Source organism: Novosphingobium cyanobacteriorum, from assembly GCF_029436685.1.
Taxonomy (GTDB): Bacteria; Pseudomonadota; Alphaproteobacteria; order Sphingomonadales; family Sphingomonadaceae; genus Novosphingobium; species Novosphingobium cyanobacteriorum.
This window is the reverse complement of sequence record NZ_JAROCY010000006.1, coordinates 85730-106046: the sequence shown is the minus strand read 5'-3', so window position 1 is coordinate 106046 and position 20317 is coordinate 85730. Positions and strand designations below refer to the sequence as shown.

The 20317-nt window shown below is 67.6% G+C and carries 17 protein-coding genes; 4 read left to right on the top strand and 13 right to left on the bottom strand.

Translation table 11 applies throughout. The features are described from left to right. Positions 1 to 3 precede the first annotated feature (3 nt). From POM99_RS08230 to POM99_RS08220, 3 genes are read right to left on the bottom strand one after another with little or no spacing between them, the layout of a single operon-like run. A complete protein-coding gene (locus POM99_RS08230) occupies positions 4 to 1065 on the bottom strand; it encodes a homocysteine S-methyltransferase family protein (protein WP_277276612.1) in 1062 nt (353 codons plus the stop codon). Beyond that, entirely contained in the window at positions 1062 to 2012 is a 951-nt protein-coding gene (gene metF / locus POM99_RS08225) for a methylenetetrahydrofolate reductase [NAD(P)H] (RefSeq protein ID WP_277276609.1), read from the bottom strand. The genes POM99_RS08230 and metF overlap by 4 nt, the downstream gene beginning before the upstream one ends. Beyond that, positions 2009 to 2992 (bottom strand): ArsR/SmtB family transcription factor, encoded by a 984-nt coding sequence (locus POM99_RS08220; RefSeq protein WP_277276607.1) that lies wholly within the window; start codon positions 2990 to 2992, stop codon positions 2009 to 2011. Before POM99_RS08220 ends, metF begins: the two co-directional genes overlap by 4 nt. Positions 2993 to 3170: 178 nt before the next feature. On the opposite strand from POM99_RS08220, the gene POM99_RS08215 reads away from it, so the two are divergent. Further along, positions 3171 to 3488 carry a hypothetical protein gene (locus POM99_RS08215; protein WP_277276604.1) on the top strand — a complete coding sequence of 106 codons (318 nt, stop codon included), beginning with the start codon at positions 3171 to 3173 and terminating at the stop codon, positions 3486 to 3488. 2 nt (positions 3489 to 3490) lie between these two features. Next, the gene (locus POM99_RS08210) at positions 3491 to 3715 is read left to right on the top strand and encodes a hypothetical protein (protein WP_277276602.1); all 225 of its coding nucleotides are present in this window, start codon (positions 3491 to 3493) and stop codon (positions 3713 to 3715) included. 68 nt (positions 3716 to 3783) lie between these two features. On the opposite strand, the gene arfB is transcribed toward POM99_RS08210, so the two are convergent. The 4 genes from arfB to pabB all read right to left on the bottom strand — a co-directional run bounded on the left by arfB (position 3784) and on the right by pabB (position 8152). Beyond that, positions 3784 to 4209 carry an alternative ribosome rescue aminoacyl-tRNA hydrolase ArfB gene (gene arfB, locus POM99_RS08205; RefSeq protein ID WP_277276600.1) on the bottom strand — a complete coding sequence of 142 codons (426 nt, stop codon included), beginning with the start codon at positions 4207 to 4209 and terminating at the stop codon, positions 3784 to 3786. A gap of 309 nt (positions 4210 to 4518) precedes the next feature. Continuing rightward, positions 4519 to 5193: an RluA family pseudouridine synthase gene (locus POM99_RS08200; RefSeq protein WP_277276598.1), complete on the bottom strand. Its 675-nt coding sequence runs from the start codon at positions 5191 to 5193 to the stop codon at positions 4519 to 4521. Further along, the gene (locus POM99_RS08195; RefSeq protein WP_277276596.1) at positions 5190 to 6359 is read right to left on the bottom strand and encodes a pyridoxal phosphate-dependent aminotransferase; all 1170 of its coding nucleotides are present in this window, start codon (positions 6357 to 6359) and stop codon (positions 5190 to 5192) included. The genes POM99_RS08200 and POM99_RS08195 overlap by 4 nt, the downstream gene beginning before the upstream one ends. A gap of 5 nt (positions 6360 to 6364) precedes the next feature. Then, entirely contained in the window at positions 6365 to 8152 is a 1788-nt protein-coding gene (gene pabB, locus POM99_RS08190) for an aminodeoxychorismate synthase component I (RefSeq protein ID WP_277276594.1), read from the bottom strand. Positions 8153 to 8279: 127 nt separating this feature from the next. On the opposite strand from pabB, the gene POM99_RS08185 reads away from it, so the two are divergent. Beyond that, positions 8280 to 9854 carry a helicase HerA-like domain-containing protein gene (locus POM99_RS08185; protein WP_277276592.1) on the top strand — a complete coding sequence of 525 codons (1575 nt, stop codon included), beginning with the start codon at positions 8280 to 8282 and terminating at the stop codon, positions 9852 to 9854. Between the two features lie 152 nt (positions 9855 to 10006). Here the strand turns inward: POM99_RS08185 and POM99_RS08180 are convergent, their stop codons facing one another. The 6 genes from POM99_RS08180 to POM99_RS08155 all read right to left on the bottom strand — a co-directional run bounded on the left by POM99_RS08180 (position 10007) and on the right by POM99_RS08155 (position 18164). Then, entirely contained in the window at positions 10007 to 12688 is a 2682-nt protein-coding gene (locus tag POM99_RS08180; protein ID WP_277276590.1) for a M1 family metallopeptidase, read from the bottom strand. Between the two features lie 110 nt (positions 12689 to 12798). Continuing rightward, positions 12799 to 14238: a sensor histidine kinase gene (locus tag POM99_RS08175; RefSeq protein WP_277276588.1), complete on the bottom strand. Its 1440-nt coding sequence runs from the start codon at positions 14236 to 14238 to the stop codon at positions 12799 to 12801. Beyond that, a complete protein-coding gene (locus tag POM99_RS08170) occupies positions 14238 to 14969 on the bottom strand; it encodes a response regulator (protein ID WP_277276586.1) in 732 nt (243 codons plus the stop codon). The genes POM99_RS08175 and POM99_RS08170 overlap by 1 nt, the downstream gene beginning before the upstream one ends. A gap of 57 nt (positions 14970 to 15026) precedes the next feature. Further along, complete coding sequence (locus tag POM99_RS08165; protein WP_277276584.1) at positions 15027 to 15710, bottom strand: EF-hand domain-containing protein; 684 nt, start codon at positions 15708 to 15710, stop codon at positions 15027 to 15029. A gap of 217 nt (positions 15711 to 15927) precedes the next feature. Further along, positions 15928 to 16302, bottom strand: coding sequence for a VOC family protein (locus POM99_RS08160; protein ID WP_277276583.1), 375 nt, complete (start codon positions 16300 to 16302; stop codon positions 15928 to 15930). A 56-nt stretch (positions 16303 to 16358) separates the two neighbouring features. Next, positions 16359 to 18164, bottom strand: a complete 1806-nt coding sequence (locus POM99_RS08155) for an aminopeptidase P family protein (RefSeq protein ID WP_277276581.1) — start codon at positions 18162 to 18164, stop codon at positions 16359 to 16361. A 44-nt stretch (positions 18165 to 18208) separates the two neighbouring features. Between POM99_RS08155 and POM99_RS08150 the strand changes: the two genes are divergently transcribed. After that, positions 18209 to 20311, top strand: coding sequence for a S9 family peptidase (locus tag POM99_RS08150; RefSeq protein ID WP_277276579.1), 2103 nt, complete (start codon positions 18209 to 18211; stop codon positions 20309 to 20311). Positions 20312 to 20317 lie beyond the last annotated feature (6 nt).

The following is a 20317-nucleotide window of genomic DNA, read 5'->3' as shown; positions in this document are numbered from 1 at the left end:
GCGTCAGCCAGCCATCACGAAAGGTTCGAGGCCGGCGAGGCGGGTTACGGTTTCCGGCGTGGGCAGGGTGCGCGCGGGGAGGCCCTGTACGGCTGACGCCATGGCGGCGATGTGGTCCGGGGTGGAGCCGCAGCAGCCGCCGAGTATGTTGACCTGGCCGTGGTCGGCCCATTCCTTGACGAGGGCGGCGGTGGTCTGCGGTGCTTCGTCGTACTCGCCCAGTTCGTTGGGCAGGCCGGCGTTGGGATAGACCATGATCAGCGTATCGGCGATCTGCGACAGCGCGCGCACATGGGGGCGCAGCTGGGTGGCGCCAAACGAGCAGTTGAGCCCGACGGTGACGGGCTTGGCATGGCGGATGGCGTACCAGAACGCCTCGACCGTATGGCCCGACAGATTGCGGCCCGAGAGGTCCGTAAGCGTCATCGACAGCATGATCGGCACTTCGCGGCCGAGCTCCTGTTCCACCCGCCGCACCGCCATGACGCCAGCCTTGGCGTTGAGCGTATCGAACACGGTTTCGATCAGGATGAAGTCGCTGCCGCCTTCGACCAGCGCGCGCACCTGTTCGGCATAGACATCAACCATCAGGTCCCAGTCCACTTCGCGATAACCCGGATCGTTGACGTCGGGCGAAAGCGACAGGGTCTTGTTGGTGGGGCCGATGGCGCCGGCGACGAAGCGGGGGCGGCCATCCCTGGCGGCGAATTCATCGGCCACGCTGCGGGCCAGCCGGGCGCTTTCCACGTTGATCTCGCGCACCAGATGCTCGGCGGCATAGTCGGCCTGGCTGATGCGGTTGGCGCTGAAGGTGTTGGTTTCGGCGATGTCCGCTCCGGCGGCGAAGTAGGCGCGGTGGATCGCCTCGGGCACCTCCGGCTTGGTCAGCGCGAGGATGTCGTTGTTGCCCTTCTGGTCCTTCGTGAGGCCGAGGGTGCCGGCATAGTCGGCCTCGGACAGGCGGTAATTCTGGATCTCGGTGCCGAAGGCGCCATCGGTGATCAGGATGCGCTGGCGCGCCTGTTCGACCAAGGCAGTGCGGGCGGCGGAGGGAATCAGCGTCATGCGGCCTTCTCCAGCGGCGAGGCCTTGGGGCGACGGCCGAGGAGGTGGCAGATCGCGTAGGACAGTTCGGCGCGGTTTAGGGTGTAGAAGTGGAAATCGCGGACCCCGCCGGCATAGAGGCGGCGGCAGAATTCGGCGGCGATGGTGGCGGCGACGAGCTGGCGCGAGGCGGGGTGGGTATCGAGCCCTTCGAACAGGCCGTCCATCCACGCCGGGATCGCCGCGCCGCAGGCCTGCGCGAACTTGCGCGTCTGCGCCACGTTGGACACGGGCAGTATGCCGGGCAGGACCGGCGCATCGATGCCGGCGGCGGCAAGATCGTCGCGGAAGCGGAAGAAGGTTTCGGGCTCGAAGAAGAACTGGGTGATGGCGCGGGTGGCCCCGGCATCAAGCTTGCGCTTCAGGTTGTCGATATCGGCGGCGCGGCTGGGCGAATCCGGGTGGCTTTCCGGATAGGCGGCGACGGAGATCTCGAAGGGGGCGATATCCTTGAGGCCCGCGACCAGATCGGCAGCATTGGCATAGCCATCGGGATGCGGGGTGAAGGGCACGCCGGGAGCCCCCATGTCGCCACGCAGCGCGACGATGTGGCGCACGCCCGCTTCCCAATAGGATTCGGCCACTTCGCGGATCTCGGCCTTGGTGGCGTCGACACAGGTGAGGTGCGCGGCGGTGGGCAGCCGTGCCTCTCGGATGATGCGTGCCACGGTGCCGTGGGTGCGATCGCGGGTGGAACCACCCGCGCCATAGGTGACCGAGACGAAGGCGGGATCGAGCGGGGCGAGCACTTCGACCACCGACCACAGCTGCTCCATCAGGGCGTCTGTCCTGGGCGGGAAGAATTCGAAGCTGACCCGGATATCGCCCGGCAGGCCGGCGAACAGGGGCGTATCGAGCGCGGTGCGGGCTTCGCGCAGCTGGTCGAAAGTGGGATTGGTGCTGTTCATGTCTTTTGCGCGGGGCGGCGGACCCCGGTCCATAGCTTGACGATCAGTTCGTGCCCCGGAAGGGCGCGTTCGGCGGCGAGATCGAACCCGGCATCGGCGAGCAGATCGTGAATCTGCGCGTCGGAAAAGCCGAGGCGGGCGTGGGCGTGGCGCTCGCGCAGCTCTTCACGATCATGCGCGGCGAAATCGACGATGGCGATGCGCCCGCCCGGCACGGTGACGCGGGCGGCCTCGGCCAGCACGGCTTCGGGCGCGAGCGCATAGTGCAGGACCTGGTGGAACAGCACGGTATCGAAGCTGGCGGCGGCGAAGGGCAGCTGGGCGAAATCGCCCTGGACCAGCTCGACCTTGCCCGCAGGCAGGTGCTGCAGCCGGGTGCGGGCGAGGCGGAGCATTTCCGGGCTGCGATCGAGCGCGGTGATGTGATCGGCCTTGTCGGCGAAGAGTTCTGCCATGCGGCCGGTGCCGGTGCCGACATCGAACAGGCGGCCGAGCGTCTTGTTGCCGGCAAGATCGGCCAGCATGGCCTCCAGCGCGGATTCCACCGGGCCATCGGCGATGTGCAGGCTGCGCAGGCTGTCCCATTCGGCGGCGTGGCGCGCGAAATAGTCTTCGGCATGGGCGTGGCGCGCGGTGCGGATGGCTTCGAGATGCTGGCGGTCTTCCGCGCACTGGCGGGCGAAGGCGGGATCGCCCTGTTCAGCGGCGGCGAGCAGCGCGGCGAGAGCGGGAGCCAGTCCGTCCCCCGCTTCACCCAGGGCGCTGCGCAGGAAGACCCAGCCGCCTTCCTTGCGCCGTTCGGCAAGGCCGGCATCGCACAGGATCTTCACGTGGCGCGAGACGCGGGGCTGGCTTTGCCCGAGGACCTGCGCAAGCTCTCCCACCGCCAGCTCCATGCTGGCGAGCAGCCGCATGATGCGCACGCGGGTTGGGTCGGCAAGGGCCCGGAGGGAGTCGAGCAGGGTCATTGTGATCGCCATATAAAGTATCCTTTATATGTGGCAAGGGATATAAGGATTTCTTTATATCATGTGGTAGAAAGCCGCAACTCGACGCATATGACGTCTTGGGGGTTGTTTTGCGGGCAGGCTGACGGATAGAACCGCGCGATACGCTGCCCGCGCATGTTGGCAGCCGAAAGAACCGAGAGGGATCCCCATGAAGAAGTTCGCCCTGACCGCCTTCGCTGCCGCTGCCGCCCTTTCGCTGGCGGGCTGCGGCAAGTCGGACGATGCGGCCGATCAGGCCACGCCCGACAACGTGGAGATGCCGGCGGACGAACTGCCTGCCGCCGCGCCTTCGCTGGCCGCCCCGCCGCCCGTTGCCGATCCTGCCGCCGACGCTTCGGAAGCGGCGATGAGTGCCGAGCAGGCCGCGCGCAGCAACGCCGACGCCGCGATGAGCGCCGCCGAAGCCGCCAAGGCTGCTGCCGCCGAAGCCGAACAGGCCCAGCCCAAGACCGAGCCGCAGCAGTAACGATGCGGGGGCTGATCGCTGGCCCTGCGCTCGCGCTCATGCTGGCCGCCGCAGTGGCAGGCTGTTCGCGCGACAGCGATCCCGGCCCCGGCGGGGTGACCCAGGGCGAGGCCAAGGCGCTGGATGACGCGGCGCAGATGCTGGAATCGCGCCCCGCGCCGCCGCTGGTGGATGCGACCGTGCCGGCCGACCTGCTGGCGCCCGAAGCTTCGGGAACGCCGGAATAGCAACCTGCCGGGCGGGTGGGGTGTCTCGACTTCGCTCGACACGAACGGAGATTGGGCGTCGGGCTGGCTTAGTCCAGCTTCACCTTGCCGCGGCCGGCCTTGACGGAGCCACGGCGGGCCTTGGCGTCGACGCGGCGGGCTTGCGAGGCCTTGGTGGGGCGCGTGGGCTTGCGCTTCTTGGGCACCACGGTCGCCTCGCGGATCAGCTCGAACAGGCGATCGCGCACTTCCTGGCGATTGAGCAGCTGCGAACGCGAGCCTTCGCTGCGCAGGACAAGGACCCCTTCGCGCGTCATGCGTGAGCCGGCGAGTTGGGCGAGGCGATGCTTGACCGGATCGGGCAGGCCGGGCGAGGCGGCGACATCGAAGCGGAGCATGACGGCGCTGTCTGTGGTGTTCACATGCTGGCCACCGGCGCCTGAAGCGCGCGCGAAACTCTCCACCAGCTCGTCGCTGTCAATAAAGATCGAGCGGGTGACGGGGATCGCGACCATGCCGGCGCTTCTAACCGCAGGAGGGGGCCTGTGGAAGGGTGAGACCTGTCAATTGTGCCAGATGCAACCGGATCGTACTATTTCGCACTTGCACAATCTCATGATGCAGTGCACAAGGGACGGGCCTTTCAGGCATCCTCTCCCAAACTTTCCAGGGCTGGTCTTCGGACCGGCCCTTTTTTTGCGGGTGTGGGGGCCAGGTGGGTCGTTTGCCTGCTGGCGTAGAACCCCCACCCCGCTGCGACTAGCGAACCTGCGGTTCGGCAAGTCTCGCGCCCCTCCCCGCTGGGGATGGGGGTGTACGCAAGATCAGGCGGGCAGATCGAACCCAAGAGCGGCGATGTCTGCCGGCAGCGCGGCGGTGGCGGTGATCGGGGCCTTGCCTTCGCGGGGGACGGTGAGCGCCGAGGCGTGGAGCATCGTCCGCCCCATTTTGCCATTTTGGGCGCCCTTGCCGTCGCCGTAGATGGGATCGCCCATCAGCGCGTGGCCGAGGCCGGCGAGGGCGTGGATGCGAATCTGGTGGGTGCGACCGGTTTCGGGGCGAAACTCGACAAGGGTGAGGCCGTCCTTGCGATCGAGGACTTTCCAGCGGGTGAGGGCGGGCTTGCCCTTCTTGGCCGGGATCATCCGCCAGCCCGCTTCGGCGCTGCTGATCTTGCTGAGCGCGAGGTCGATCGTGCCGGATTCACCGGCCACATCGCCCGCGACGACGCCGAGATAGACCTTGGTCACCTCCCGCGCCTCAAACGCTCCCGAAAAGCGCTTCAGCGCCTTGGGATTGCGGGCGAGGAGCAGGCAGCCCGAAGTGTCGCGGTCGAGCCGGTGGACCGGGGCAGGCGGACGCTGAAAGCCGAAGCGCAGTTCGTCGAGCCAGTCTTCGAGCGAGGGGCCACCCGCGCGAGGCTGGTCGAGCGGCAGGCCGGCGGGCTTGTCTATCACCAGAGCCTCGCCATCTTCGAACAGGATGTCGAAATCGATCATGTGAGCGCCTTGGCGATGCGATGGAAGGCTTCGGTCAGCCGGGCATCGTCGGCGGCGAAGGAAATGCGGAAGCCATCGCGCCCGCCGAAGGCCGAAGCGGCGACGACGGCGACGCCATGTTCGAGCAGGTGCAGCGCGAGCGCCTCGTCATCGCCGAAGCGCGGCATCAACGGCGCGGCGTCGATCATCAGGTAGAACGCGCCATCGGGCACCGGGGTGGACAGGCCGGGGATGGCCCGCACCGCATCGACGCAGAGATCACGCCGAACGCGGAAGCGTTCACGCCAATCGGCCAGGAATTCCTGCGGGCCGGTGAAGGCGGCGACGGCGGCGGCCTGGCTGATAGAGCAGGGATTGCCCGAGGCGTGGCTCTGCAGCTTGCCCATGGCGCCCACCAGCCAGGCGGGGCCCGCGGAGACGCCGATGCGGAAGCCGGTCATCGCGTGGCTTTTCGATACGCCCGAGACGGTGAGTATGCGGTCGGCAAGATCCGGGCATTCCACCGCCAGTGTGGCGTGGGTGCCGGGGGTATAGCGCAGCGGCGCGTAGATATCGTCGCTGAGCACCAGCACGCGGGGGTGGCGACGCAGCACTTCGCCCAAGGCGCGCAGTTCTTCCGCTGGATAGGTCGCGCCGGTGGGGTTGCCCGGGCTGTTGAGCAGGAGCCAGCGGGTGGCGGGGGTGATCGCCGCTTCGAGCTGGGTGGCGGAGAGGCGGAAGCCGCCCTCGGCGGTGGTGGGCAGATCCACCACCGTGCCGCCGGCGAAGCGCACGATCTCGGGGTAGCTGACCCACCAGGGCGATGGGACCAGCACCTCGTCACCCGGATCGAGCGTGGCGCAGAGCGCGAGGAAGATCGCCTGCTTGCCACCCGCGCTGACGATCACGTTGGCGGGATCGACCACGAGGCCGAGATCGCGGCGGAAGTGCAGCGCCGCCGCATCGCGCAGCGCTGCTGTGCCGACCACGGCGGTGTACCGCGTGTCATTGGCGTCGAGCGCGTCCTTGGCAGCCTGCTTGACGTGATCGGGCGTGGGGAAATCGGGCTCACCCACTGAAAGCGAGATGATGTCACGCCCTTGGGCGCGCAGTTCGATGGCGCGGTCGGTCATCGCATTGGTGCGCGAGGGCTGGATGCGCGAGAGCGCGGTGCTGAGGTTTTGCATGATGGTCAGACGCCGAGCAGGCGGGCGGGCACGAGGCCGCGCAGCGCATTGCCGCAGAAGAAGCCCCCGGCGAGATCGTCGATCCGCAGATCGGCTTCGCGCGCGCGGCCGGATTCGATCAGGCTGCGGCGCAGCACGCCGGGCAGCAGGCCGAGCGTGGCGGGCGGGGTGAGCAGCATGCCATCGCGTTCGACGAAAAGGTTGGTGAAAGTGCCTTCGGTAAGCAGGCCATCGTCACGCAGGAACAGCGCCTCACCCGCGCCGGCGGCCTGTGCGGCCTTCAACCCCTCTTCGTAGAAGGCGCGGTCAGAGGTCTTGTGGCGCAGGCGCCAGTCATTTTCCGCAACCGGCAGGGGCAGGATGGCGCAGGCGAGGCCCGCCACCGGCGCGGGCATCGGCCCGGCTTCAAGCGCATGGGCGCCGGCGCGCGAGGCGACGAGGCGCACGCGCGAGGGCGCATCGAGATCGAAGCACAGCGCGTGGATGGCATTGCGCACGGCGTGGCGATCGAATTCGAAGCCGAGTTCGGCGGCGCTGGCCTTCATCCGTTCAAGATGCAGTTCGAGCAGGGCGATGCCCGTGGCCGGATCGAAGGCCATCGTTTCGATCAAGTCGGCATTGCCGGCGGACAGACGCAAGAAATTCCCCTTCACCATGCATTCGCGCCATTCGCCCAGCGCGGAAGAATCGGCCACGACCGCCGAGCCCACCCCCATGCTGGCGCGCCCCCCGCTGGCACCGGGATGATCGGGGGCAAGGCGCAAGGTGCGGATTGCCACATTGAACGCGGCATCGCCAGACGCATCGACACGGCCGATCGCACCGCAATAGAGCCCGCGGGCATCGCGCTCCACTTCGTCGATGAGCTCCATCGCGCGGATCTTGGGCGCGCCGGTGATCGATCCGCAGGGAAAGATGGCGCGCATCAGGCTGCGCACGTCCTCGCCCGGCTTCAGCTGCGCCCGCACAGTGGTGACCATGGTGTGCAGAGTGGGATAGGTTTCCACCGCAAAGGGCCGTTCCACGCGCACGCTTCCGGGTTCCGCCACGCGTGACAGATCGTTGCGCATGAGGTCAACGATCATCAGGTTTTCGGCGCGGTCCTTCACGCTCTGCGCCAGCAGGGCCTTCGAGGCTTCGTCCTCTTCCGGCGTGCGCCCGCGCGGGGCGGTGCCCTTCATCGGGCGGACGGTGGCCATGCCGTCGGCCAGTTCGAGGAACAGTTCGGGCGAAAGCGAGAGGTGCCAGTGCGAGCCATCCCAGACCACGCCACCATGGCCGGCGCGGCTGTCTTGCCGCAGGGCGGCATAGATCGCCAGCGGATCGCCGCTCCAGCTGCCGCCGAGCTGGAAGGTGAGATTGGCCTGGTAGATGTCACCCGCGTGGATGGCATCGCGCATGGCGGCGAAGGTGCGGGCATAGCCGCCGGCGGAGAGCTGCGCGCCAAGCGGGCCGAGGCGGCCGTTGCCCTGCGCATGGCTGGCGATCCAGCGCTGGGCGGCCTCGCCATCCAGCTCGGTCACTTCATCGAACCGGGCAAACCATACCAGCGGGCCGCAGGCGCCGGTGCGGGCAGGCGCGCGCCCGGCAAGGCGCGGTTCAAGCGCGAGTCCAGCTTCATAGGCGATGTAACCTGCCCAATCGCCGCCGCCTTCGCCGATGCGGGCGAGCGCGGGCATGACCTCTTCGGGACGCCGCGCGACGACGATCCGGCGCGGCGCGCGATAGAGGCGCGCGCTGGCCGTGCCATCGTGACGGGCATCGTCGAGCAGGATGAAGGGGGTGGCGTCCATGGGATTGCGAGTGCGCATAGCCGCACACCGATCAGGATGCAAAAACCGCTTCCGCCCCAAGGCGGCTCCGCATAGGTTCCTGCCTGCAGGGGCACTGACAACCGGGCATGGGCGAGAAGGCGAAAAGATGGGCGATATCCTGATCGGACTGGGCGCGAACGGCGAGCGCCAGGTGCTGCGGCTGGACCGCGCCAACCGCCACGGGCTGGTGGCCGGGGCCACGGGCACGGGCAAGACGGTGACACTGCAGACCATCGCCGAACAGTTCAGCCGCGAAGGCGTGCCGGTGTTCATGGCCGACGTGAAGGGTGACCTTTCGGGCGTGGCGATGCCGGGCAGCCCGACCTTCAAGCACGCGGCCACGCTGGAGCAGCGGGCGAAGGACCTGGGCATCACGGACTATGCCTATGCCGACAATCCGGCGGTGTTCTGGGACCTGTATGGCGAGGCGGGGCATCCGATCCGCACGACGATATCGGAAATGGGGCCGCTGCTGCTGGCGCGGCTTATGGGATTGAACGAGACGCAGGAGGGCGTGCTGAACGTCGCCTTCCGCTATGCCGACGACAACGGCCTGCTGCTGATCGACATGGCAGACCTGCAGGCGACGCTGGCGGCCTGCGCCGAACAGGCGAGCGAACTGGCGACGAAGTACGGCAACGTTTCCAAGGCCAGCGTCGGCACGATCCAACGCCAGCTGCTGGCCTTCGAAAGCCAGGGGGCGGACAGGTTCTTTGGCGAGCCGGCGTTCGAGATCAACGACTTCATCAAGGCCGACGAGCAGGGGCGCGGCATCGTCAACGTGCTGGCGGCGCAGAAGCTGATGCAGAGCCCCAAGCTCTACGCCACGTTCCTGCTGTGGCTGCTGAGCGAGCTGTTCGAGGCGCTGCCCGAGGTGGGCGACCCGGACAAGCCCCGGCTGGTGTTCTTCTTTGACGAGGCGCACCTGCTGTTCGACGACGCGCCGGCGGCGCTGTTTGACAAGGTGGAGCAGGTGGTGCGCCTGATCCGGTCGAAGGGTGTGGGCGTCTATTTCGTCAGCCAGAACCCGATCGACATACCAGAAAAGATCGCCGGGCAGCTGGGCAACCGCGTGCAGCACGCGCTGCGCGCCTTCACTCCGCGCGACCAGAAGGCGATCAAGGCGGCGGCGGAAACGTTTCGCATCAACCCGGACCTGGACGTGGCGACGGTGATTACCGAACTGAAGGTGGGCGAGGCGCTGGTTTCCACGCTGGATGCCGATGGCGCGCCGGGGGTGGTGCAGCGCACGCTGGTGGCGCCGCCGCGATCACGGCTGGGTCCGTTGAGCGACAAGGAGCGCGCGGTGATCCAGTCGGTCAGCCCGTTCGACGGCAAGTATGACGCGGCGGTCAACCGCGAGAGCGCGGCCGAAGTGCTGGCGCAGAAGGCCGCCGATGCCGCAGCCGCTGCCGCGCAGGTGGAGCAGGAAGGCGAAGTTGCGCAGCGCAACTCTGCCCGCCAGAGCCCGAGCCTGTGGGGCAAGGCAGGCAAGGCCGCGGTAGGCGCCATCGCCGCTTCAGCCGGATCGGTGATCGCGGCCGAGCTGACCGGCAAGAAATCCCGCGCATCGCCGGTAAGTTCGGGCCTGTCTGCCGTGGTGGGCACGGTGGCGACCTCGATCGGCGGGGCCGCGTTCGGGCGCTTTGCGCGCGGGCTGTTGGGCGGGCTGCTTCGCTGAATTTGGTCCACTGACGTGGGAGGCGGCACCGGCCCGCCCCTCCGCCCGGCCACCCAGGGCATACAATCTCGTTGGGTGGCCGGGCGTGGGAGCGGGCCGGTGCCGTCCCTGTTTCGGTGTAACCGAAACAGCTTAAGACCGGCCTTCAGGCCTTACTTCTTCTTCACGCCCAGCCATGCGGTGAGGCCGCTGATGTAGCGGGGGCGGGACTGGAGGCGTTCCTTGAGCGCAGCCAGCGCCTGCTCCATCGGCTTGCGCGCATCGGGGGCGAGGTTCGCCATGTAGCTTTCGACCTTGGGCACCAGCGCGGGATCGTTGGAATTGTCCACCACGCCGGCGAGGAACCGGGTGCGCGAGGAGCTGTCGACCAGCTTTTCCACCGCATCGCGATGCGCGATCACGAAGTCATAGGTCATTTCGGGATGCAGACCGCTGGCCATGGCGATCATGCCGGCACTGGTGGTCTGGCCGGGCTTGTCGGTGAGGGCGAGGTCTAGCGCGAACTGGACGAGCGCCGGGTCCTCGGCACGGGCGAGCAGGGTGTAGAGCGTCTGCTTTTCCACCGAACTGCCCGAGGCGTCGGCATAGGCGCGGATGGCGTCCCACTCCGTGCGGGTGGCGTGGCGGGCGACGATCCCGAACCATACCGTCTTCATTGGCCCGTCCAGCGCCTTGGGATTGGCCTTGAGCAGGGCGAAGCGGCGGCGCGCCTCGGTCAGCACCTGCGGATCGCCGAGCGCGCCGAAGCCGCCGACGAGCTGCGTCCGCAGGGTCGCTTCGGGCAGGGTCTCGTTGGCGCGGGGTTCATAGCCGAGCGCTTCGAGACGGGGGCGCCAGGTCTTCGCGATGCGTGCGGTGAGCGCGGCGCGGGCGGCGGGGGCCTTGTCCAGCGAATCCCACGCGGCGCGGTAGTGGCGGAAGGCGCTGCTGGCGAGGACGGGGTTGGCGTTGCCGGGGACGGCGGCGAGCAGATCGAGCGCCGGGGCAAGCGGCTGGTAGCCGGCGTAGGACAGGGCGATGTTGTCGGACACCAGGCCCATCTGGTCGATGGGCGTAAAGCCGGGCAGCGCCTTGGCGAGGCCGGCCAGCGCCTTTTGCGGATAGAGTACGCGGTAGTAGCCGAGCTGGCCGGTGTTGAGCAGCACGGGGCCGCAGCCGTCGACAGTGACGGAGGCCTTGCCGGCGTTGGCGCGGCCATCGAGGATCGAGCGGACCGGCGCGCCGCCGGCGGAGACGAGCATCGGCACCTGCCAGCGCGCGGGGCTGGCGCCGGTTTCGGCCATGCGGTCACGGCTGAACTCGCCCTGTTCGAGCGCAAGCGTGGTCTTGCCGCCCTTGCACTGCATGGCGGTGACCTTCACCAGCGGGATGCCGGGCTGGCGGGTGAAATCGTGCGCCACCTTGGTCAGTCCGGGGGCGCCGGCCTTTTCGACCGCCGCCCACAGATCATCGGTGCGGCTGCTGCCGAACTTGCGATCCGCCATGTAGGCGCGCAGGCCACCCCGCCACACGTCCTCACCGGCGAAGGCCTCGAGCATCGAGATGACCGCCTCGCCCTTCTGGTAGGTGATCGAATCGAAGGCCTGGTTGGCTTCATCCACCGTGCGGATTTCCTGCACGATCGGGTGGGTGGTGCGGAACCCATCAAGCTCCATCGCCTGTTCGCGGCCATTGACGCGGCCCATCGGCGCGAACCAGTCAGGATGGAAATGGTCGGTCGCCTTGGTTTCCATCCAGCTGGCGAACCCTTCGTTCAGCCAGAGATCGTCCCACCACGCCATGGTGACGAGATCGCCGAACCACTGGTGCGCCACTTCGTGCGCCTGCGTGGTGTAGATCGCGTTGCGCGTGGCAGGGGTGGAAATGGCCGGATCTTCCAGCAGGATGCTTTCAAAGGTGAAGATCCCGCCCCAGTTCTCCATGGCGCCGAAGAACTGCGACTGGCCCGGCCCGGCAACGTTGTCGAGCTTGGGCAGGGGGAAGGGCTGGCCGAAATAGTCGGCATAATAGGGGACCAGCGGCGCCAGCGAATCGAGCGCAAAGCGGGCCTGTTCGCCGCTGCCTGCGGGCGAGACGATGCCGACCTCGACCCCGGGCATGGCCGGCTTGGCCAAGCGTTCGAAATCGCCCAGCGCAAAGAACAGCAGATAGGATGACATGCGCGGAGTTTCGGCGAAGGTGACGCGCTTCAGGCCCCCGGCGAGCGGTTCTTCCTTTACCGCCGGGGTATTGGCCACGGCCATCTGCGCGGCGGGGACAACGGCAGAGAGGGTCCAGGGCGCCTTGTAGATCGGTTCGTCGAACATCGGCGCAAAGCGGCGGGCGTCGGCCGGTTCGAACTGGGTGAACAGGCCGCGCGTGGTCTTGCCGGTGCGCTTGTCGGGGTAATCGAGCGCGAAGAGGCCGTTTGGCTGGGTGTTGATCGTCCCCTTGTAGGCGATGTCGAGCCGGTACTGTCCCGGAGCGATCGCGGCCGGCGCGGTGAGGCGCAGCTTCTGTTCGGCCGCATTGGTGGCGGCAGTCAGCGTGATCGGTGCGCCGCCGCCGACCGGGGTGAGCGTAGCCTTGTCCACGGTCAGTTCTACCGCGTGGAGCACGATGGTGGGCGTTGCCTCGCTGACCGCGATGTCGATGCCCGCCTTGCCGGTGAAGGCCATGGCGGTGGCGTCGGGGGCGATCTCTATCGTGTAGTGCAGTGGGGCGGCGTTGCGCGGCAGGTCACTGTGCACGCCCGCGGCGGCAACGGGATTGGGCGCGACCAGCGGGGTTTCGGCAAGGACCTGGGGCGCGGCAACGGCAAGAGCCAGCGCCGAAACAAGGGCGAGCGAACGCATGGGCAGGGATTCTCCCGGAGACTGGGCCGCGCATGCGGCGAAGGCGGTTGCACTAGCAACCAATCCCGGGCGTGGCGAGAGCCTTTGCGGGAGGGCGCGGGCGGGAAGGTTCAGGCGAGCGGCAGGCGCAGCGTGGCGACGAGGCCGCGCACCGCGCCGCCTTCGATGCGGTTGGCCACGATCAGCGCGCCGCCGTGCTGATCGGCAATGGCGCGCGCGAGGGTAAGGCCAAGGCCGGCACCGCCGGTGCCGCTGTTGCGCGAGCTCTCGAGCCGGTTGAACGGCTCCATCATCCGCGCGATCTCGCTTTCCGGGATGCCGGGGCCATCATCTTCCACGGTCAGCACCGCCCAATCGCCTTGTCGGACGAGGGCCACGCGGGCGCGAGTGCCATAGCGCAGGGCGTTGGAGACAAGGTTGCGCAGCGCGCGGCGCAGCCAGGTGGCGCGGACGCGGCCGACCATGCGCTGGGTATCAAGCAGGGTGACGTCGTCGCCCATGTCCTCGTATTCGCCAACCACGTCAGAGATGAGCGCGGAAAGCTCGGTGGCTTCGACCGGGTCGGTGGGGCGGCCGACGCGAGCAAGCGAGAGGATGTCGTCGAGCGAGCGGTTGATGTCCTCGATGGTGGCGGCCATCTTCCCGCGCTCGGCGTCGTCGTCCACCGCCTCGATGCGCACGCGCAGGGCGGCGAGCGGGGTCTTCAGGTCATGCCCGATGGCGCCGAGCATCACGTCCTTTTCATCGAGCAGCGCGGCGATGCGGCCTTCCATCTGGTTGTGCGCCTCCACCAGGTGGCGCACGTCCTCCGGACCTTCAGGCACGAGCTGACCATCGAGGCTGCGTTCGCGGGCGAAGACCTCGACCCGCCGGGTCAACGCCTTGAGCGGGCGAACGATGCGGCGCAGGATCAGCGCCACCGCACCGATAAGCACGAAGTAGAGCAGGATCGTCTGCCCCATGAGCGAGAGCAGGACGTGTCGTTCGGTTGCAGGCACGATCAAGCGCGCCGCCAGCCATTGACCATCGCCACGGCGGACGGCGGCGATCACCAAAGTCGGCTGGCCTTCCCACCAGCCGAGCCGTTCGAAGCGACGGCGCGTCTGTTCCAGCCAATCGTCGATCACAGGATCGCGATGCGGATCGCGCTGGATCACCAGCAGTTCGCCCGAGGCCACGCCCTGCGCCTCGAATACCTCGTGCAGTTCGGATTCGATGTCCTCGCGCCGGCGGTCCCCATCCTGCCATGGCGAGGCGGAGGTGATCTGGAGCCGCAGCGGGCGCGGCAGGCGAAAGCCGTCGTCAGGCAGTGGAGGGCGGCGCCGACCGCGCCCTTCTGCCGGCGTGGCCGGCAGCATGCGATCACCGATCAGACGGAAGGCGGCGGCGTTGACCAGCCCCATCATGTGCCGTTCATGCTGGGCCCGCCAGATCAGCGCGGCGGAAATGCCCTGCGCCACAAGCAGCGCGACGGCGATGGCCAGCATGATCTGGCCCTGCAGGCTGCGCGGAACCTGCGGCATGCGCGAGGAATGGGGCGGCGTGGCCATCACGCGCGCGCCGGCACCTTGCGGACTTCGGCAGCAAGCATGTAGCCGCCACCCCAGACGGTCTGGATCATCTGCGGGTTGCGGCTGTCCACCTCGATCTTGCGACGCAGGCGGCTGATCTGGTTGTCCACCGCGCGGTCGAACAGGTGCGCCTCGCGGCCCTGCACCATGTCGAGCAGACGGTCGCGGTCGAGCACCTGGCGTGGATGTTCAAGGAAGGCCATGAGCAGGCGAAACTCGGCCGAGGAAATGGCCACGACCGCACCTTCGCCATCGGTCAGGCGGCGCTTGAGCGGATCGAGCCGCCAGCCTTCAAATTCGAAGCACACCGCCTCGCCCTCATCGGGCACGGCGCGACCGGCACGGCGCAGCACACTGCGGATACGGGCAACCAGTTCGCGCGGATCGAAGGGCTTTACCACATAGTCGTCGCCGCCGATTTCCAGCCCGACGATGCGGTCGGTCGCTTCACCCTTTGCGGTGATGAAGATGACCGGGAGGTGGCGCGTTTCCGCAAGGTGCCGGCACAGCGACAGGCCATCTTCGCCCGGCATCATGATGTCGAGCAGCACGAGGTCGAAGCTCTCCTCGGCGATGAGGCCGCGGGCTTCCGCCGCGCTGCCGGCCTGGGTCACGCCGAACCCCTGGCGGACGAGGTAGTCCGCCAGGGGTTCGCGCAGCGCAGCTTCGTCGTCGACAAGCAGGATGCGGGTGGCAGTGGTTTCGGTCATCGGCCCCGGTCCTAGCCGAAAATGGCGCTGGGTTTCAAATCACGCAGGCGCTTCGGCTCACTCGCCGTCATCGCCCGGAGGCGGGGGTGGAATCATGTCGCCGCCAAGGCCGCGACCCATGCCGCCGTTCATCTGCCCGCCCGGGCCGCCCATGCGGCCGTGCATCTGCATCATCGCGGCACGCCGTTCCTCGGGTGTGACCTTGCCATCATGGTTGGCATCAGCCTTGTCGAACATGGCCTTTATCGAATCGTCGTATTCGGCGCGGCTGACGGCGCCATCGTGGTTCGTATCGGCCATCCCGAGCATGGCCATCGCGCCGTGGTCTGGCCCCATTCCGCCGGGGCCGCCATGACGCCAGCCATGGCCCTTGCCCGCCATCGGTCCTTCGCCCGGGGGCGGGGGCGGCATCGCGCCCGGCTTGCCATGGTCCATCATGCCCTTGTGATGGGCCATGAACTCGTTGCGGCTGATCGAACCATCGTGGTTTGTGTCGATCCGGTCGAACATCTGGCCCATCCTGGAGTCGCGGTCGGCCTGGTCGAGCTTGCCATCGCCGTTGACGTCAAGGCGCGTCCATGCCGCATCGGCCTTGGCCTTGGCATCGGCCCAGGTGATCGTGGCGTTGCGATCCCAACCCTTTCCGCCCGCCATCTGGGCATAGGCGGGGGAGGCGACATAAGCGGCGGTGCCTGCCGTTGCCAGGATCGCGGCAGTGGCGGCGAGTGTGAACTTCCTCATCGTGGTCAGTCCTCGGGGAAAGGGGGGAGAAAGCCGCGGAGCTGCCCCGGCGGGCACAGGGGGAGGGGAATGACCCGCCGGTTTGGTGGCCAGATTTCAAGGGGGGACTGGATCAGGCCGCCCCGCGACTTCCTTGACCAACGATATAGGTGCCGATTGTCGCGCAACTATGCCGCGAGGGGTGAAACTTTGTCGCAGTTTGTCGCGAACCTTTGCATCAGCCCATGACGAAGGCGTTGAGCTTGTTGCCGTCCGGATCACGGAAATAGGCGGCGTAGAACCCGCCGCCCTCGCCGCGCGGACCGGGCGCACCTTCACACACGCCACCATGGGCCAGCGCGATGGCATGGAGCCGCTGCACCTGTTCGGCATCCTTTGCCTCGAGCGCGACCATCACGCCGTTGCCGACCGTGGCAGGGCCGCTATCGAATGGGCGCGTCAGCCCGATGCCCGCGCTGCCGCCGGGCGTGCCCCAGGCAATTGCGTGGTCCCATTCCATCATGCGCCCCACGCCGAGTTCAGCGGCCAGGGCGTCATAGAAGGCGGCCCCGCGAGCGAGATCATTGGTGCCGAGCGTGATGTATCCGATCATGACGTGTTCCTTTCATCCGAGTCGATCTACGGAACATATCATGAACAAATGTGCCGTCAAAGCGGGGCGCAGGCCGTCTCCAGCCAGGCCAGGTCATCGCCCGCAAGCTGGGGCGCGAGCAGGGCCCGGACTTGCGCATGATAGTCGTTCCACCATCCACGCTCCTCGCCGGTGAGCAGGGACAGGTCCACCAGAGTGCGATCGATGGGAGCGAAGGTGAGCGTTTCGAAGCCCATGTACGCGCCGTCCGCGCCTTCGATCCGGCGGTCCTCGACCAGGATCAGGTTTTCGATGCGGATGCCGTATTCGCCGGCCTTGTAATAGCCCGGCTCGTTGGAGAGAATCATGCCGGGCAGCAGCTCCTGCCCGGTGCCAGCCTGCCCGCCGCTGGCCTTGGCGATGCGCTGCGGCCCTTCGTGCACCGCGAGGAAGCTGCCCACGCCATGGCCGGTGCCGTGCGCGTAATCGAGCCCGGCGGACCAAAGGAACTGGCGCGCGAGGGTATCGAGCTGGCTGCCGTTGGTGCCGCGCGGGAACACGGCGCGGGCCAGCGCGATGTGGCCCTTCAGCACGCGGGTGAAGCGGTCCTTCACTTCGGCTGGCGGCGCATCGGGGCCGATCCACACGGTGCGGGTGATGTCGGTGGTGCCATCGAGATACTGGCCGCCCGAATCGACGAGGTAGACGCTGTTCGGCTCGATCGGGCGGTTGGTGTGCTCGTCCACCTTGTAGTGCGGGCTGGCCCCGTTGGGCCCGGCGGCGGAGATGGTGTCGAACGACAGATCGCGCAGCTGGCCGGTCTTCTCGCGCTCCGCCTGCAGGGCGGCGGCGGCGGAGAGTTCGGTCTCGCCACCCTTGGGCGCGGCGACCGACAGCCAGTGAAGGAAGCGCGAGATGGCCGCCCCGTCACGCGCCTGCGCGGCGCGGTGGCCGGCCTGTTCGACCGGGTTCTTGATCGCCTTGGGCAGCACCGTGGGATCGGTGACCGCCACGGTCTTCGCGCCGGCATCCTCCAGCGCCTTCCAGATCGCGGCGACGGCGCGTTCCGGGTCGACCGCCACGGTCTTGCCGGCCAGGCCCTGAAGCATGGGGACGAAGGCCTCGCGCGGCTGCACCCGCACCGCGTTGCCGAGGTGCGCGACAAGGTCAGGCGTGACCTTTTCGGGGGCGATGAACAGGTCTGCGGTGCCATCGGCATGGGCGAGCACGAACGAGAGCGCGACCGGCGTGCGCGAGACGTCCTCGCCCCGGATGTTGAGCAGCCACGCCACCGAATCGAGCGCGGAGATGACGGCGGCGTCATGGCCCTTGGTGGCGAGCCATTCGGCCACTTCGGCGCGCTTGTCGGTCGCGCTCCGGCCCGCGACCTCGCTGGCGTGGGGGACGGCGGGGGCGAGCGAGGGCTGCGGCCGGTCCTGCCAGATCGCGTCGATGGGGTTGCGCTCCACCGCCACCAGCGTGGCGTTGCGGGCGGCCAAGGCGCGGGCCGCGCTTTCGGCCCAGCCCTTGGAATGCAGCCATGCGTCGTAGCCGATGCGCGCGCCTTCGGGCGCATGTTCGCCCAGCCATGCGGCCACGCTGGTCTGCGGTACGGATTCGTAGGCGAAGAGCCGGCCATCGACCTGTTCGCGCACCTGCAGGGTATAGCGCCCGTCGACGAAGATCGCCGCCTCATCCTTCAGCACCACGGCGCTGCCGGCCGATCCGCCGAAGCCGGTCAGCCATTCGAGCCGCTGGGCATAGGCGCCGACATATTCGCTCATGTGCTCGTCGGAGATGGGGATGACGAAGCCGTCGAGGTTCTGGCGGGCCAGCTCCTTTCGCAGGGCGTCGACGCGGGCTTCGTGCGTGTTCATCAGCATGGGATCTGCGAGTCCGGGTTGCGGTGGTTACAGCTGCAACATAGATGCGGGTGATGGCCGATAACACCCCTCCTGTCGCTCCCGTCCCCGCAACACCTCCGCTCGCCGCGAAGAAGCCGCACAGCTTCACCCGTCATGGCGTGACCGTGACCGATGATTACGCCTGGTTGCGCGATCCCGGTTACCCGGAAGTGACCGACAAGGCGGTGCTGGCGCACCTGGAAGCCGAGAACGCCTGGTTCGAGGCGCGGATGAAGCCGCAGCAGCCGACGATCGATGCGCTGTTCAAGGAAATGCGTGCACGGATCAAGGAAGCGGACAAGTCGGTGCCGCAGAAGGACGGCGCGTTCCTCTACTGGATCGAGTACGAGGAAGGGGCGGAATACAAGAAGTGGTGGCGCCGCCCGGTGGGCACCCCCGATGATGGCAGCGCGGACGAACTGATCCTTGACGAAGTGGCGCTGGCCGAGGGCAAGGAATATTTCCGGCTGGGCGCGATCTCTGTTTCCGCCAATGGCAAGCTGCTGGCGTGGTCGGTGGATGACAACGGATCGGAACGCTTCACCGCGCGGGTAAAGGTGATCGCCACAGGCGAAGTGCTGGCCGACGAGATTCCGGGCACGCTCTCGGGTCTCGTATGGGTCGCGGACGACAGCGCGCTGATCTACAGCCTCGCCAACGAGAACTGGCGGACCGACAATGCCCGGCTGCACTGGCTGGGCAAGCCGCTGTCGGACGACGTCGAACTCTATCACGAGGACGACGAGGGCTTCCGCGTGTCTGCCGGGCTTTCTGCCAACGAGAAGTGGGTGGTGATCTCCACCGGCGATCACGAGACCAGTGAAGTGCGGCTGATTCCCGCCGCCGATCCGCTTGCCACGCCCATCCTGGTGCGGGAACGGCAGGTGGGCGTGGAGTATGACGTCGATGAGCGCGAGGGCGTGCTCTACATCCATACCAACGACAGCCATGAGAACTTCCGGCTGGCGACCGCACCGCTGGCGCAGCCCGGCGAATGGTCCACCCTGATCGAGGGCAGCGACGATTTCTACCTGACGGGGTTCGATCTGTTTCGCGATTTCTATGTGGTGGAAGGCCGGGTGCGCGGGCTCGACCGGATCGAGGTGCGATACTACGACGAGCCTGCGCGGGTGGAGCCCATCGCCTTCCCGGAAGCGAGTTACGAAGCCTCGCTGGGGGACAACCCCGAATGGGCGATGGAAAAGCTGCGCATCAGCTATGAATCGATGGTCAGCCCCGCGTCTACCTATGACTATCACGTGGCGGAGCGGCGGCTGGAGCTGCTGAAGACGCAGGAAATCCCCAGCGGGTATGATGCTTCGCTTTATGAATCCGCGCGGCTTGAGATCACTGCACGCGATGGCACGGCCATCCCGGTCTCGGTGGTGTGGCGCAAGGGCCGCGAGCAGGGTGGGCCGCTCTATCTCTATGGCTATGGTGCCTATGGCATCGCCATCGGGCCGGGCTTTTCCACCACGCGGCTGAGTCTTGTCGACCGCGGCTTCGCCTATGCCATCGCGCATATTCGTGGTGGCGACGACATGGGCCGCCGCTGGTACAAGGACGGCAAGCTGGAAAAGCGCACCAACACCTTTAACGATTTCGTCGATGTGGCGAAGGGGCTGGTGGAGCGCGGCTTCACCGCAGAGGGCAAGATCGCCATCGCGGGCGGATCGGCAGGAGGCGAGCTGATGGGCGCGGTGGTCAATTCCGATCCAGGCCTGTGGGGCGCAGTGGCGGCGCACGTGCCCTTTGTCGACGTGCTCAACACCATGCTGGACGAGAGCCTGCCGCTGACCCCCGGAGAGTGGCCCGAATGGGGCAACCCGATCGAGGATGCGGCGGCATTCGAGCTGATTCGGTCCTATTCGCCCTATGACCAGGTCAAGCCGCAGGCCTATCCGCCGATGCTGGTGACCGCAGGCCTGAACGATCCGCGCGTGACCTATTGGGAGCCGGCCAAATGGGTGGCGAAGCTGCGCGAAGTGAAGACCTGCGACAGCGAGCTGCTGCTCAAGACCAACATGGGCGCAGGGCATGGCGGCAAGTCAGGCCGGTTCGAATCGCTGAAGGAAACCGCCGAGGAATTCGCCTTCATCCTGTGGCAGCTGGGCGTGCCGGCGTGAGGAACA

Coding starts and splice junctions, on each gene's coding strand:
- POM99_RS08170 (WP_277276586.1), bottom strand. CDS start 14,969: ATGACCGAAACCACTGCCACCCGCATCCTGCTTGTCGACGACGAAGCT.
- metF (WP_277276609.1), bottom strand. CDS start 2,012: ATGAACAGCACCAATCCCACTTTCGACCAGCTGCGCGAAGCCCGCACC.
- POM99_RS08175 (WP_277276588.1), bottom strand. CDS start 14,238: ATGGCCACGCCGCCCCATTCCTCGCGCATGCCGCAGGTTCCGCGCAGC.
- POM99_RS08160 (WP_277276583.1), bottom strand. CDS start 16,302: ATGATCGGATACATCACGCTCGGCACCAATGATCTCGCTCGCGGGGCC.
- POM99_RS08195 (WP_277276596.1), bottom strand. CDS start 6,359: ATGCAAAACCTCAGCACCGCGCTCTCGCGCATCCAGCCCTCGCGCACC.
- POM99_RS08215 (WP_277276604.1), top strand. CDS start 3,171: ATGAAGAAGTTCGCCCTGACCGCCTTCGCTGCCGCTGCCGCCCTTTCG.
- POM99_RS08180 (WP_277276590.1), bottom strand. CDS start 12,688: ATGCGTTCGCTCGCCCTTGTTTCGGCGCTGGCTCTTGCCGTTGCCGCG.
- POM99_RS08210 (WP_277276602.1), top strand. CDS start 3,491: ATGCGGGGGCTGATCGCTGGCCCTGCGCTCGCGCTCATGCTGGCCGCC.
- POM99_RS08220 (WP_277276607.1), bottom strand. CDS start 2,992: ATGGCGATCACAATGACCCTGCTCGACTCCCTCCGGGCCCTTGCCGAC.
- POM99_RS08155 (WP_277276581.1), bottom strand. CDS start 18,164: ATGCTGATGAACACGCACGAAGCCCGCGTCGACGCCCTGCGAAAGGAG.
- POM99_RS08185 (WP_277276592.1), top strand. CDS start 8,280: ATGGGCGATATCCTGATCGGACTGGGCGCGAACGGCGAGCGCCAGGTG.
- POM99_RS08200 (WP_277276598.1), bottom strand. CDS start 5,193: ATGATCGATTTCGACATCCTGTTCGAAGATGGCGAGGCTCTGGTGATA.
- POM99_RS08150 (WP_277276579.1), top strand. CDS start 18,209: ATGCGGGTGATGGCCGATAACACCCCTCCTGTCGCTCCCGTCCCCGCA.
- POM99_RS08230 (WP_277276612.1), bottom strand. CDS start 1,065: ATGACGCTGATTCCCTCCGCCGCCCGCACTGCCTTGGTCGAACAGGCG.
- POM99_RS08165 (WP_277276584.1), bottom strand. CDS start 15,710: ATGAGGAAGTTCACACTCGCCGCCACTGCCGCGATCCTGGCAACGGCA.
- arfB (WP_277276600.1), bottom strand. CDS start 4,209: ATGGTCGCGATCCCCGTCACCCGCTCGATCTTTATTGACAGCGACGAG.
- pabB (WP_277276594.1), bottom strand. CDS start 8,152: ATGGACGCCACCCCCTTCATCCTGCTCGACGATGCCCGTCACGATGGC.